The following is a 399-nucleotide window of genomic DNA, read 5'->3' on the forward strand; positions in this document are numbered from 1 at the left end:
GAGCAATCCGCGCAATGATTGTCGGCATTCCCAATGTCGGAAAATCTACTTTGATTAACCGATTAGCGAAGAAGAACATCGCTAAAACAGGAAACAAACCAGGTGTAACTAAAGCGCAACAATGGATTAAATTTGAGAAAGAATTAGAGCTTCTTGATACACCAGGAGTGCTGTGGCCGAAGTTTGAAGACCAGCAAGTAGGTTATAAGTTGGCGTTAACAGGTGCAATTAAAGACTCTGTATTGAATATGGAGGAATTAGCAGTATATGGATTACGATTTTTGGAGTCCCATTATCCTGAAAGACTGGCACAGCGCTATGAAATGATAACAGTGGGGGATAATGTTCAATCATTGTTCGATAAAATCGGTGAACGTCGAAAAGTATATACTGTTGGTG

Annotated in this window: 1 protein-coding gene; it reads left to right on the forward strand. The window is 40.1% G+C overall.

Annotated features, from left to right (window positions below; translation table 11 throughout):
• Positions 1-399 (forward strand): GTPase (locus tag CSV68_RS16820; RefSeq protein WP_199175057.1); only part of this gene is annotated, 399 nt, incomplete at both ends.

The organism is Sporosarcina sp. P29, assembly GCF_002743265.1.
Classification (GTDB): domain Bacteria; phylum Bacillota; class Bacilli; order Bacillales_A; family Planococcaceae; genus Sporosarcina.